General features: G+C 36.3%; 9 protein-coding genes. 1 reads left to right on the forward strand and 8 read right to left on the reverse strand.

The window, feature by feature from the left end; translation table 11 throughout:
- Positions 1-310: 310 nt before the first annotated feature.
- The 8 genes from EPV75_RS02445 to EPV75_RS02480 form a co-directional block, all read right to left on the reverse strand.
- A complete protein-coding gene (locus tag EPV75_RS02445) occupies positions 311-1,885 on the reverse strand; it encodes a hypothetical protein (RefSeq protein WP_128384332.1) in 1,575 nt (524 codons plus the stop codon).
- A gap of 2 nt (positions 1,886-1,887) precedes the next feature.
- Complete coding sequence (locus EPV75_RS02450; protein WP_128384333.1) at positions 1,888-4,896, reverse strand: type III restriction-modification system endonuclease; 3,009 nt, start codon at positions 4,894-4,896, stop codon at positions 1,888-1,890.
- Positions 4,880-8,047, reverse strand: coding sequence for a hypothetical protein (locus EPV75_RS02455; RefSeq protein WP_128384334.1), 3,168 nt, complete (start codon positions 8,045-8,047; stop codon positions 4,880-4,882). The genes EPV75_RS02450 and EPV75_RS02455 overlap by 17 nt, the downstream gene beginning before the upstream one ends.
- Positions 8,047-8,235, reverse strand: coding sequence for a hypothetical protein (locus EPV75_RS02460; RefSeq protein ID WP_128384335.1), 189 nt, complete (start codon positions 8,233-8,235; stop codon positions 8,047-8,049). The genes EPV75_RS02455 and EPV75_RS02460 overlap by 1 nt, the downstream gene beginning before the upstream one ends.
- An 11-nt stretch (positions 8,236-8,246) precedes the next feature.
- Positions 8,247-10,124, reverse strand: coding sequence for a site-specific DNA-methyltransferase (locus EPV75_RS02465; RefSeq protein ID WP_128384336.1), 1,878 nt, complete (start codon positions 10,122-10,124; stop codon positions 8,247-8,249).
- A 450-nt stretch (positions 10,125-10,574) separates the two neighbouring features.
- The gene (locus tag EPV75_RS02470; RefSeq protein ID WP_128384337.1) at positions 10,575-10,940 is read right to left on the reverse strand and encodes a hypothetical protein; all 366 of its coding nucleotides are present in this window, start codon (positions 10,938-10,940) and stop codon (positions 10,575-10,577) included.
- Between the two features lie 244 nt (positions 10,941-11,184).
- The gene (locus tag EPV75_RS02475) at positions 11,185-11,520 is read right to left on the reverse strand and encodes a DnaA N-terminal domain-containing protein (RefSeq protein WP_128384338.1); all 336 of its coding nucleotides are present in this window, start codon (positions 11,518-11,520) and stop codon (positions 11,185-11,187) included.
- A gap of 90 nt (positions 11,521-11,610) precedes the next feature.
- Positions 11,611-12,621, reverse strand: coding sequence for a helix-turn-helix transcriptional regulator (locus EPV75_RS02480; RefSeq protein ID WP_128384339.1), 1,011 nt, complete (start codon positions 12,619-12,621; stop codon positions 11,611-11,613).
- A 266-nt stretch (positions 12,622-12,887) separates the two neighbouring features.
- On the opposite strand from EPV75_RS02480, the gene EPV75_RS02485 reads away from it, so the two are divergent.
- Entirely contained in the window at positions 12,888-14,000 is a 1,113-nt protein-coding gene (locus tag EPV75_RS02485; protein WP_128384340.1) for a dynamin family protein, read from the forward strand.
- Positions 14,001-14,006: the final 6 nt, after the last annotated feature.

Raw genomic sequence — 14,006 nt, forward strand, 5'->3', positions numbered from 1 at the left:
AAAATAAAAAATGTCATTTATTAGCTAAGTATAAAGTCTAGTTTTTTAATTTTCTAGCGAGTCTTTAAAAAACGTATAAACTCGCTATGGCGAATTTCGTTTTTTTCTTTTTGCAGCTTTAATTTTTGAAGTTATTCGGAGGGAGAAAGCGACATTAAGGTGTTTTTGTATAAAAAACTAAAAAAATTGCTTTGATAGATATGATTTTTTAGTTGTTTTTAAAAAAACAATAAGAAATGTCGTTTCTTGTGATTGCTAAAGTTTAATAGGGTGTTTGGTTATCAAGTAGAGGCTGTAGGGAAGGAATTATTTAAACTATTGATTGCTCATAGCCCTGTTTAAATTCAAATTTATAGGGGGGTTGATTAAGTAATGTTTCTGGTGTGTTGACTGTCCACTTTACAAACCTTGAGGTTTTTCCTTCGGATTCACACTTTATTCCAAGTTTGCTTAAAACAGGTTGAGCTTGTTTAAATTCTGAACCTATTTTTCGTTCAGATTTATTTATCCAGTCAATATCTATTTCTTTTGCTAGCTCTTCGAGCTCGTTTTTCCAGTCTTTTAGAGAATAGGATTTTGATTGATTAAGGTTATTTTTCGACCATTTATATAGCAAGAATGCTGAATCGTTATCTTCAAGGTGATGAAACTGACTTTCAATCGACCATTTTTTGAAAGATTCATAGAATGAAGTAGGTTGTGGGTACAGCTTGTCGAGCGTTAATCCAATTTGGATAAACTTTTCTAGTTGAGGAAAGCTATTGTCCGAAAGTGTAGGCTTTGGTAGTGGAGAGTATCTGTCTAAAGCCCGGTGGATAAAGCTAGAAATTTCTATCAGCTCATTATGAGCGCTATTAAATGGTTGTTTTTCATGCTCAGTAAGCTTGTCCACTTTGGTGTGTAGCACTTCAAGTGTGACCGTTTTATTACGCAGACGTTGGGAACGAATCTGACTTTCATTAGCACTAATTAAAATAGGTCGACTGATAGAGAACTTATTTTGCTTTGATTTACCAAACTGTGTTAATGACCCAGAAACGCTTAATATTTCGTAAATTCTTGCTTCTTGTTTAGGGTTCAATTGTTCAATATTTTGATAGCTGAGAAGGTATTCTTCTAATGCGTCTTGATTAATTTCATCTGGTTTTCTTGGAAAGTCTTTTAATGGTGAAATAGAAGGATCAATTAAGTTTTTTATTATTTTTTGAGTTTCTTCGATATTAATTTCATTTGTACCGACAAGCTCCAAGAGAATGTTGTTTTCTGAAATTACAGTGTTGATTAACCAGCTAAGTAGAATAGTTGTATCATTTTCTGAAAAAGGTAATTTTCTTAGCAAGGTTAACAGGTTATTGATAGAGGGGACATATTTTTCGTTTAGTTCTTGCGGCAGAGAAGTAAGCTTATAAGGTGTGGGATTGTCATCCCATAATGCACTGTTCGAATTGTAAATATAGGCATTTGAAACAAGATTTGAAGAAAGGTTGGTGCCGTATGATGGGTGGTTAAAGTATGTAATATTCCCAAACAGATCGCGTGATATTCTTATTGGTAAATTATCGTTTAGATTGTCTGGGTACCAGTGGTTAGGATCGCCTTTAAGAATGCTGATTGCTTTCTTGATTGTTGTGTTGGTAAAAATTGTTTTCAGATAGTTGAAGCCATAGCTTGTAAGTTTGTCAAAAAAATCAGTATCGTCTAAAAAGGAAATGTTGTTTTCATAAACAACATAACGTGTGTTAAGTCTGTTTTTAAGCAAACCAAATTTTGGTAAACCGTTAGCATTTAAAAACATGTCTGTAGATTGTGTTAACTCATTTAATAAAAAATGAAGCTGCTGCTCAGATTTAGTAGGTTTAGGGGGATTAGCTATTGGAATATTCATATTTAAGCGATCCGATCAGTCAAATCGTTAATGGATGAAGCTTTAATAAAATCAACATCGTTATCAAGTGCTTCAAAATGTGCCGTGCCGCATCTAATTTTATCATTTTCTGTTTGCCGTAAATCTTCGGGAAGTAGACTGCTTTTGGTTTCAACGACAAAATATAGTCTTTCAGTACCGTCCTTTTCAATCAATACCGCCCAGTCGGGGTTATAAGAACCCAGCGGTGTGTCGATTTTGAACCAACTTGGTAGTTTGGTATAAAGCTTTACATCATCGTTTTGTTCAAGCCCGGTTGCAAAGGCTGATTCCGTATTTGAGTCATAAACAATATGGCTGTAAACGCTTTTATCGACCGCCATCATGTTTTGCTCTAAATAGCCCTTCAGTTCTTCTTCTATAAACAGTTCCTGGGCATAGAAGCTCTGATCACCGATTTTCTGATACTTAATACCATCCACCAGCGCGTGCATCTTCTTGCGCTGAATAATTTCCAGTGTTTTCTCGATAAACTTTTGCGGGTTCTTGGCAAGGTCTTTCAGCTTGCCGCTTTCGATCAAGATATTAGCAAGCGTTTTACGGGTGAGTTGTGTTTTGTTTTGTAAATAAGTCAGCACATCCGGCAGTGTTTGGTAGTGCGCATTATAGGTTTGAGTGTTTTCTTGAATCTGATCGACGCCCACGCCTTCGTAATGATCCATCGTAACGTTTGCCAACCCCGTTTTAAACTTAGGTTTAGCAATAACCATATTGACCTTCATTTCGTGAACGCAGTCTGCAATCAATTTTGTCAGATCAAAATTAACCTGGTACACCGTTTTGTATTTAATTCGCTCCCAAAGTGCTTTAAAGTCATCACCCATAATCACTTCTTTTTTGGGTGTTGCCAAGTGAGTTTTGCTGGCATCTTTAACATCCAAACCACCAGCCACTTTTTTCAGAATGCGTTCTATTTGCATTTTGTAAGGCGCGAAGGCTTCCGGCAAGGTAAGGGTATCGTGTTTTAATGCAATTTTTAAACTGTCTTGCACCTTACCGTTTTTATCAATCAATTGTTCAGATTTGAGATGGTTCCAGAGTTTTTCTGAATCTTCCGTTCCCAAGTAAACGACGTCATTTCCGTCTCTCTGGATAACTAGGTTAGCGAAGGCATGATCTTCCACTACGCCAAATTTAATGCCATCTTCATCTTCAATCTCTTTTTGAAGCGTAGCCGTAAAATCATTGTAAGATTCGTTTGCGATGACCGTTAATGTATTGATTGAAAAACCAGTGTCTGTCACTCGGTTACCAGTACTGTCAACGGCTAAACGTAAACCACGGCCAATTTCCTGGCGTTTTTTAATGGTAGAAGCCGTTTCGTTTAGCGTGCAAATTTGGAAGACATTTGGATTATCCCAACCCTCACGTAAAGCAGAGTGTGAAAAGATAAAACGCAGTGGCGTTTTCATATCCAGCAAGCGTTCTTTATCTTTCATAATCAAGTCATAGGCGGATTCGTCTGCCAAAGTTTTACCACTGGTATCTTTTACAATGCCCTTATTGTCAGCTGCAAAGTACCCATCGTGAATTTTAGATACTTCCACATCTAGATTGATTTCATTAAACAATGATTGATATTTAGGGTGCTTGGCCAGCCGTAAAAATTCTTCTTCAAAGATTTGTCCATAAGCGCCCAGGCCTGGTTGATTTTGCTCATCATAAACTCGGTAGTTCGCTACCTTATCAATAAAAAATAAACTCAAGACTTTAATGCCTTTCGGATTCAGTACCATTTCACGTTCAAGGTGCTTTTCAATGGTTTTGGCAATTTGCAGACGTTTTAACGCCAAATCATCTACACCACCAATGCTTTGGCCGAGTTGTAAGATGTCTTCTTGGGAAGTGAAATCAATCCACTCATTGCCCGGTACAGCTGAAATATCCTTGATAATGTAACCTTCGTAAGGATCACGACCTTTGGTTAATTCGAATAGATCAGCACCTTGTTTTAACCATTTTTTATCGCGTTTAATCGTGCCTTTCGACGTTAGCGCATCAAATTCCACCTGAGCCTCACATACCCCGTTTTTATTACGCACATTCAGCAATTTGATATAGGCATTATTATTGTCGTCTTCCGGTAGCACTGGCAATACGGCAATCTGTTTAACCAATTTGGCATTGTAAGCATCCACCGCATCCAATTTATAAATCGGTAAATGCTTATCTCGATGAGTTGCCGAATAACGGAGAGTAAAGAGAGGGTTTAACGATTTAATTGCCTCGGCTGATTTGGCCGTGGTATCGACTGATTGAGGTTCATCAATAATTACGACTGGTTTGGTTTTAGCGATCAGGTCAATCGGGCGCATACCCTCTAACCGATCATTCACTCGGTGAATGATATTGGCCTTGGTTTCTTTGTTTGGGTCGGTAAAGCTTTTACGGAAGGCATCAATATTGATGACCATAATTTGAATGTGACTGGATTCAGCAAAGTTCCGAACCTGTTCTAGGTTGTTGGAGTCATAAACAAATGTTTCTGCATTCACGCCTTTGTAAATTTGAGATAAATGGTCTTTGGTGATTTCAATCGATTTTTTCACGCCTTCTTTAATGGCAATAGAAGGCACAACTATTATGAATTTTGTCATGCCATAAGCTTGGTTCAGTTCGTAAATGGAGCGCAAATATACATAAGTTTTACCCGTACCAGTTTCCATTTCCACTGTATAGTTCAAATCATCTTTATTAAGGGTTTTGGCTGGTTTTAAACCATGTTTCAGCTGAACTCTAACGAGGTTGTCTAATAATTCTTCTTCGCCCAAAACCAAGCGATTAGCGGTGCCCAAGTCGGCTTCATTGCCATAATCCATCGTCATCATGCTTTCAGCACCTTTCTGAACGGGAATATTTAACTGTGGCATGGTAAAAGGCGCATAACAACTTTCCTGGCCTTCAAACAAGCTAACAACTGCATCCCAAGCTAATTTTTGGTGAGGTAAATTTTGGTTAAACTGTAGTTTCATTCTGATTTCCAGGCTCTAAAAATTCAAATAAGTCTTCGATGTTTACTGCAATGAAATCTCTTTTGGGAGGAGCAAGCATTGGAGCAATAAATTTGTAATTCTTATCATAATACTCAACTAGAAAACCTAACCATTGGTAGCTGTTGGCAATTTTAAGAATGATTCGTAAAATTCTGCTATTTTTAATTTTGTTTTGAAGATTAGGCTCAGTTGCTACTAGTCTGGATATGAAAAATCTGACGTTGACTTGGTCAAACAGATCTCTATAACCTTTTTGATGGAGAGATTCGTAGAATTCAATTTCGTTGTCTTCAAATTTTTTCTTAACATCAATCAGGGCAAGTGAATTACTCGATAGTGTTGGAGCTAAATTTGTAGATTCAGTGATTATCTGAAATATTCTGTCTTCGGATATAACTTGAAAATCGTTGTTATATGCATAAGAGAGAGCCCTGTATTCCAAAATGCCCATTAATGGAACAAACATTTCAAATGATTCAGAAAACTCCAAAATTTCTTCTCTGTCATCAATTATTCTGCTTTGGAATGACTTATGAACCTTTCTCGCTAAAGATAGAAGCCTTATTTTATTTTTTTCAATATCTGATTTTGTGTGGATGTCGCGGAAAATTGATTCTCCATCACTAAACATCGTCATTATTTCATCAGTAACGCTTAATTCTCTGATAAATGAAGATAGCCAATCAATTGTTGTTTGTTGAATATAGACATCGTTTCTAGTCAAAATATTATCTAGCTCACCAATATGGTCTAAAAAGATTATTGAACTAAGAGTAATGATTTTCTTTTTATCGACTATTCGACATCTTCCAGCGTTAAAGCTTATGTTTGGATTTTCCAATATGTGCGGAATCAGGCCAAAATATTTTTTATACTCGCCAACCAGTTGATGAAATGAAATGTTGCCACCAGAACTGTAGATATCAAATTTATTAGCTTGGCTTTCAGCTTGTTGAATTAGCAGAGGTTTAATATCAGCAATAGGGTCTGATTTAGATACATCTAATCTAATAAAATAATCACTTTGCATCTCGTATACAAATAAATTACAGATTTGGTGGAATAATGAGTTTGTTTCATATTCATCACCAAGAATTTCAAGCTCAAACTCTTCTCTTGGTAACAATTCAATATTGAAGGATTCATCTATTTGTTCATATTGATTAAGGCTTAAAAAAAGCTGAGCTTCCTTTTTTAAAACTATATTAGATGGTGTGTCGATTCCAATGTTTGTTTTATTGATAATCGTATAGAAATAAATGGAAGCCAGAATGTGCTTTGTATCGTCATCAATTTCAGATATAGGAGCAGACAATAATTGCTTGTTTATATATTTGAAACCTTCGTTGATAGATTTCTCAACTACAATCATAAAAAATGACATCTCTACTATTTGTCTAATAGTTAATTTGTCATAGTGCTCTTCCAAGAAGGCTCGAAATTCAGAGTCTTGCTGAACATTTATTCTGCTGCTGCTTTGCTCATTATTGATTAAAAAGTATCTGAGACTGCATTGATATAAGGTGTTACTTGCAATGTTTAACTTGAAACTGGTTTGCGTACTTTCACTTTGCCAAGCAATAGAAAATTGATTGTAAGCTTTGCTTAATTTTCCAAATTTAAGGTATATGTTGCCAACCAAAATATGATTTAAAGACGGGAACGACTGAGAAATAAAATTTTCAAAGTCTGAGAATAAGAGCTCTTTGTCATCAAGGCAAATCTGTAACACCTTTTCCAAGATGAATGGCACGTCTTTTAGCTCACTTCCAATAATTAAACATTCTTTTGATTGATGGTTTAAAGCCAGAAGGTTTAGTGAGATGTCAGAAATTAATTCTTTTTGAGTAGTCTTCGTCTGAATCTTAATGATTTTTTTTATTTGTTTTTTGGATAACGATAAATTTTTTCTCTGTTCAATTTCAAGAAATGTCAGATAATCAATTTCAGACATTCCTTTCCGTTGTTCTGCTTCCTTGTAAATTTTTTTTAGGTCAGAAAGCTTATGGTTGAGTAGCGTATTTGCATAAATATTAAACGCCTTAGGATCATCCAAAAAGATTTTATTTGATTCCAAAAAGTCTTTAACCAAAGAAGGAGCTGTTTGTGAAATCCTATCTAAATATTGGATTAGTAATTCGGGTTCGTTTTGTTCAATCAACCGGTTTTCAATAACGGTATGTTCTAACTCTTCTTTGTTGGTATTAAAGTGAAAATGAATAAAATTAACAATGTCTAAATCATTGCTTTGGTATTTAGGGTACTCGTTAAAAAAAGACTCAATATCATTGAAATATAAGCAGTGAAGTAAATGATTAGTTATGATGTCTCGATAATCTCTTTCAAAATAAGATAAGTTTTTTTGAATTTTATCAAAATAAATCAGAGTGTTAGAGAAGGCTGTTTTTTGTGGATTAATATGATTTAAGTAACAATCAATTTCACGAAATGAATAAAATTTCGATCTTTCAAATTGTTCAAAAAAGTTTAATTCATCATTGTTAAGGTTCTCAAAATAATTCTTTGCTATTTCAAAATGCTCGGCGAATCTGTTCTGGTTGTAGAGGTTTTGATAAATTAAAGCTCCAAGGTGACAGAGCTTTTTGCTGAGCTGGTCTTTTTCAAAAAATTCGTTTTCATACGCCTGTTCAAATATAGCCTGGGCTTTTCCATAGTTTCCAGAATTCAAATAGAATAATATCTCAAAATAATCATCTTCAATTTCAGTGTCTGCAAACTCGTTTTTTATTTTTTCAATACATAAATTGAAATCTTCTCTATTCGCTTGTAACGAAAGCAAGCTAGCCTTCATTTCAAAAAACTTACCATCCAAAAAGTCTTTGAAATGATTCTCAAGGTAAGCTAGTAACTCAGCAACTTTATCAAACTGTTTAAGTTGAAAGTTAATTTCAGTTTCTAACACCAATAGATGGTATTTTGCCCCCGTGTTTTGGCTATGTTCTTTTTTAGCCTCTTTCAGAGACTCAATTGCGCCTTCTATTGAACCATCGAAAAAGTTACTTTTAATTGTGGATATCAACGTTTTTACTGTTGTAGGCAGAACAATATTCTGTTGATTGATACTGCCCAAATTAAAAAGGCTCGTTATTCTATTGAGCATAGCGTGCATTATTCTTTGTCTTGCCTATGGCTGTTAGTCTGAGAAATCTTGCCACTGTTAAAGAACGAAAATAGCTTGTTTTCTTGTTTAGTAGTATTCTTAAAACTTTGTACAATTTTGTAGCCTACAAAAAATGCAATAACTGCGATTACTAGTCCAGTAATACTTGCCCAGCTTCCAATATCTGATAAAGACATTATTGATCTCCTTAAATGCTCAAAACATCTTCAATGCCAGCTTGTTTTAGGCGTTGGATGGCGTTGGTTTTTGTGATGTCGTCTTTGAAACTGGTATCTCGGAAAACAACTCTTAGTACTGGGTTTTCTGGTGTGCTCAGGTCGGCAATGGCTTGCACAGTTTCTAGGGTGATGTTTTCATCAAAACAGGCAATTAAGGAACCGAATGCCACATTCCAAGCTTGATGATCAGCAACCTTAACCTCTTCAATGGGTAGGGTTAGTGGTAGGCCATATTTGATTAATACTTCAAACAGCAGATCTTGGCTGGTTCTACCATCGACAATATTATCAACGGCATTAAGAAGGTCGGTATCTAGGTCATCTACATTAGGTTGCCATTTTTTGATATTGGAAGTGTCGAGTTTAAAGACCTTAAACCCTAAATCTGCTTGGGTTTCTGGGTGTTCTTCCTTGATTTTCTTTGCCGCACGGCGAATGCGTTCTTTGCCGATTTCGGCGATGGTGGCGTAACCCGCTTTTCTGGCTTCGGAGTTTACGGGCGTAGGCTCTGGAATTTGTACTGATATAAGCTTGCGATTACCTTTATCTTCTGTATTTAATTCCATAATAGCGTGTGCTGATGTTGCAGAGCCAGAAAAAAAATCTAAATAAATTCCTTCCTTTTTATAGTCTTCATTGAAGGCAAAAGCAAAGAAGTTCTTTAACAATGATTTTGGTTTAGGAAATCCAAAAACTGGCATTTCAAATAATGATGCAATATCTGAAGTACCTTCTTGAGTAAAGGGGCCATTCATCAGTGATGTAGGTTTCCCTTTTCTTTCATTTCCATATTCATCTTTAAGGTATTGTTTGGCTCGAACGCTGAATGTGCCATCAGGTTTTTTATTAAAAACCACTTCGTCATCTTCAATAGCTTTTAAAAGACGTTCTTTTGACCAGACCCATTGTTTAGTAGGCTTAATAGCTATTCCTTGGTGTTCAATTTCATACTGCAGGTTTGGTCGGTCATCCATTGATGTAGTCATCAGTGGTTGAGTAAAAAAACCCCCTCTTTGAGGAAATTTAGAATCTTGTTTGTTGTATGCTTTTTTTCCATCTTCATCTAAGGGAGATTCAAGGTTTAATAATTGATTTTTTGAATAACATAAGATGTATTCATGAACACTGATAAACCCTTTTGTTTTTGCGCCAGCCCCATATTTATTTTTCCATGAGATTTCCTCAATAAAATTTTCCTCCCCAAAAATCTCATCACAGATTTTTCTTAGGTTATGCACTTCATTGTCATCAATGGAGATAAAAATCACGCCATCGTCTTTAAGTAAATTACGAGCCAGTTTTAGGCGGGGGTACATCATATTTAGCCAGTTGGAATGATACCGGCCAGCGGAATCTGCGTTGGTGGTTAGGGGATTACCTTCTTCATCTTTTTGGCCTGTTAAGCGCTGGTAATTGGCTAGGTTGTCTTTAAAGTCGTCTTTGTATACGAAATCCTTGCCGGTGTTGTAAGGCGGGTCGATATAGATCATTTTCACCTTGCCAAAGTAGCTTTTTTGCAAGAGCTTTAAAACTTCAAGGTTGTCGCCTTCGATATAGAGGTTTTCGGTGTTGTCCCAATTCACTGATTCTTCTGGTGCTGGGCGTAGCGTTCCCAAAGTAGGCGTGGTGGCGATGCGCTTGGCTTGTTCTTTACCTGACCAAGTAAATTGATAACGCTCATTGGATTCATCAATATTTTCACCCAACTCAACTTTTAAAGCATCAAAGTCAATTTTGCCTTCACTAAACACATTTGGAAACAGTGTCTTGAGTTGTTCAATATTGTGTTCGGTTAAGTTCATGCTTTGACCTGTGAGTTGCTGTAAGTCGTTTTGGGTATCCGCCATGTTGTTCCCTGTTTTTTTATATGTGTGTCTATTTAATTCGTGTTTTGTGGCTATGTGTGGGTAAGTATTTAAAAAATATATTGTACATTCTGAAAATTGCGTAACAATGTTTAAATCGTGAGGTTTTTAATCTATTTTGTCTAATTCTTGGAAACTAAGTTCTGGACTCAAAGTTTAACAAAAGGTTTGTGATTAAGTGTTTGGTCTTTGTGTCATCTAATGAAAAACTTCCTTTGAGGTACTCGCGAGCGATCCAGGCCAAGTACTTGTTATTTTCAGTAGGGTCAATCGCTTCTAAAGATTTTAATTGCTGTAAGGTCGTTTGGGGTTTTGTTTCTACTCGTTGCTTTTGAAATGAGAGTTTTATGGCTTGGCTCATATTGGAGATTATTTTAAGTGTGATAAGTGGGGGGTGATGTCTCATTTGGTTTCCTTTAGCGTGGTTGGGTTTTAAATTATCGTGATTTGGTTTTTATCAATAACTTGACTGAGGTGGCGAAGTTTGTGCCATTGGTCTCCAGTAATGCTCATAAACATTAAATCGTCGAGATGTGCGTCTAAGTATTCAGTAATAATAGCGACTCCAAGTGTTGTTGGAGAGTGCATTCCAAACACGAAAGAGGGCGCATCATTGTCTGTTTCAATTATGGGAACAATTCGTTTGGCAATTTTTTCATCATTGCGTAAATGCAGGGTATTGATTTGATAATTAGTGAGACCGCTATTATGGAAGTCATCCATAAATTTAAGGCCTTCGATAAACACTTCGTTTAATGAATACTGAATGGTTCTAATTTTGCACTGCTCTTTTTTCATTTTGTCCGACCTTTATTAATATTTGTCGAGAAAATTTTAAAGGGCGGTTGCGTCGTATTTTGACGTAGGTTTGTCGATAACTCAAAATAGCGTTGTTTAGGGTGTTTACCAGAAGCTTTCTAGTCCTGTCGAACAACGGTTACGGTGTGTTAAGTATTTAACATCAACGCGTATAAATAAGTTGCCCAATATGATTGAGCAACTTAGCTTGAAAGCTGATTAAAGGCTATCGTTTTATTAATTCTTACGATAGTGATAGATATAGGGTGGCTTCGGGGGCTGATTTTTTTAAAGCGCGTTTAATTTGAGCAATGTATTTCGTTTTTACCCTGTCCAAGATGAAACCAGCTGGAGCAATAAGTGTAAGTTCGTTCTCTGTTTCAATTGCTTTAAGCGGGTGGATCCAAGAAAGATATTCTGTGTCAGTTAATGAGGTTTTCATTTGTTCTTTTACTAAGAGCCAAGTTTGCGGTTCAACTTCCTCTCTTTCTGGAATCCTTTCATTTTGCCTGTAAGCATTTTTTAAAGCCTGACTCATGTTTTTGACCATCTTGAATGGGAGTAAATGACTTTGAATCATTTTTATTCAGCTTCCTTTTATTTGGATTTAAATAGCTTTTAAACGTTAGGGGCTTAAGATGTTAGAAAAAGTGTTTTCAGTTCGATTTGGCTATTGTCCTCGGCCAACAATTTCTTGAGCGTGTTTATAAATTTTTTCCCGCCAGTGTTTAGGTTTGACGACTTCTACTTTGCTTCCAAACCCCATTAGCCACCAGAGTGTTTGAGAGTCATCAGTTGTTTTGGCTTTTAAGACAAAATGGTTTTCATCTAATTTGGAAATGGTTTGTTCATTATTAATGGGCGTTTCCCTTAAATGCCATGCTAATGACTTATCGACGATGAGCTCAAGGTCAATTAATTCGTTATTTTTAGGGTAATCAAAGGCACCAGAGTCGACATATTCATCCAAAGTACAAAAACGGTGATCTTTACCAGGCCTGGTGCTTTCTTCTAATGTTTGGATACGGTGTAATGCAAGTTGGCGAATCCCTCTATCTTCATCATCAATACAGTCTTCTCTAATTGCGACAAGATAAGTAACCGCTTGCCTGACGACCAAGCCAATTGGTTGCACTGTAAAGCTTTCCAATTCCTCTTTAGTTCGACTCAGATAAGTTACTTTTATGTTTTTATCTTCTAAAAGGTAATCTGTAATTGCTTGCCAAATTTCGAGTTTAACATTTGCAGGTTTTAAAGCTTTACCATTAGAAATTGCTCTGACTTTGTTTTGCCAGCTTGAGTATCGATTGGTGTTTTGCGCATTTAATACTTGCTTAGCATTTTTGAATTGCCGACCAAGCTTGTCCATAACAATTTTGGGCAACACGTTCTTTAAATGGTCTTCTGCTAACACCCATGCTAAAGCAGAAGCGTTATCTAACTCGGGAAGCCTGCTCTCATAAGTATCAAGAAAAGACCATTTATAGGGTTTCTCAGAATCATCTTTTCTGATTGGAAAAGCCACACTCAATCTTTCTAGGTCACGTTGTATTTTTCTTTCTGAAACGTCAAAGCCATCTTCTTCTAGTGTCTGATATAGAGTTGAGGTACTTTTGTAAGCTGGTTCAATGGGGATTAGTTGAAGTAAAGCGATTTGTCTCAATAGGGTGTCTTGTTTCATTTTAAAAGTCTTTAGTAATTTGGGCGGTGTAGCTTAAGTGTGTATATTATACTTAATGTTACGTCATTAAATGACGCAACACAATTGTATTATCGTTAGAAATTATTTTGAGCTTTTGTTTTTAAGGTGGCTGAGACGGCTCTAGTAAATTAGTAGCAATACCACTATATTTATTGTTTGTGAATTGTAAGTAATTTAGGGGATCGCCACTAGATGATTCTGTATGATTTTATTGCATTCGTGAAAAATATAGGTAAGGAGAGGGAATGGGTTTTTTTAGAAAGCTGGGGGATGCGATTGATTCAACTGTTGAATCAGTTAGTGAAACAGCGGGAAAAGTGTATGACTACACCAAAGAGAACCCTGTTAAGGCTTCCGTTGGTGCGGCTGTTGGGGGTGTTGCAGCTTTGGCAATGCAAGCCAAAGCTCAAAAAAAGAACGCAAACATTAAAGTTAGCCCATTAAAACCAGTGTTTGAAGTGGTTGTTATGGCTACGATGAGCGCAGGTAAGAGTACGCTTATTAACGCCCTTATAGGTCAGGATCTATTGCCCTCTAGTAACGAAGCCTGTACATCAAGAATATTTAAAATCGAAGATATTGACGAACATCAAGGCTTTACTGCGAGAGTTGGAGGCGGTGATTGGGAAAGTAACCCTTGGATTGATGTTACCACGAAAACCTTGAAGGAAATGAATGATTCTATAGACGATGGCATTGTCCATATTCAAGGCGATATTCCGACCATTAATAATCACGATTTGCGTTTGGTGATTTATGACACTCCTGGCCCCAATAATAGCCAAAATAAACAACACGAGCAACTCACAAAGCAGTTGTTGCATGATGGCAATTACGGTTTAATTATTTATGTTTTAAATGCCACTCAGTTGCATGTTGATGATGATGTTCAGCTGTTACACGATTTGCAACAAATACTCTCTGAGAAAGATGACTGTAAAGACGTTGTTTTTGTTTTAAATAAAGCAGATGCGTTAGATGAAGAGTTAGGTGAATCAATAGAACTAGCGGTTAAAGAACTTACGCTGTATTTAGAACGTCATGGGTTTAAATCCCCTCAAATTTTGTCCATTTCCTCTAGAGTTGCATTATCTGCACGTAATCGCAAAAACAATATTCAATTGACTAGAAAAGAAGACAGGTTTTTGGGTGGGATACTGGAGCAAATTGAGGAGGGCGCTCCTTTTTTGGGCGATTATTCCACTTTGCAAGAAACAATTGAATCACACCAGATCGAAAGTCGTCTTCAATCTAATAATACGGAACAAAGCATTGAAAGCTTGATTTTATATTCAGGTGTAAAAAAATTAGAGCGAGTTCTCCAAAAGAGCTTGTCGAATGTGTCAGATATTAATTAAAGGATG

The organism is Hydrogenovibrio thermophilus (assembly GCF_004028275.1).
GTDB classification, from domain to species: Bacteria; Pseudomonadota; Gammaproteobacteria; order Thiomicrospirales; family Thiomicrospiraceae; genus Hydrogenovibrio; species Hydrogenovibrio thermophilus.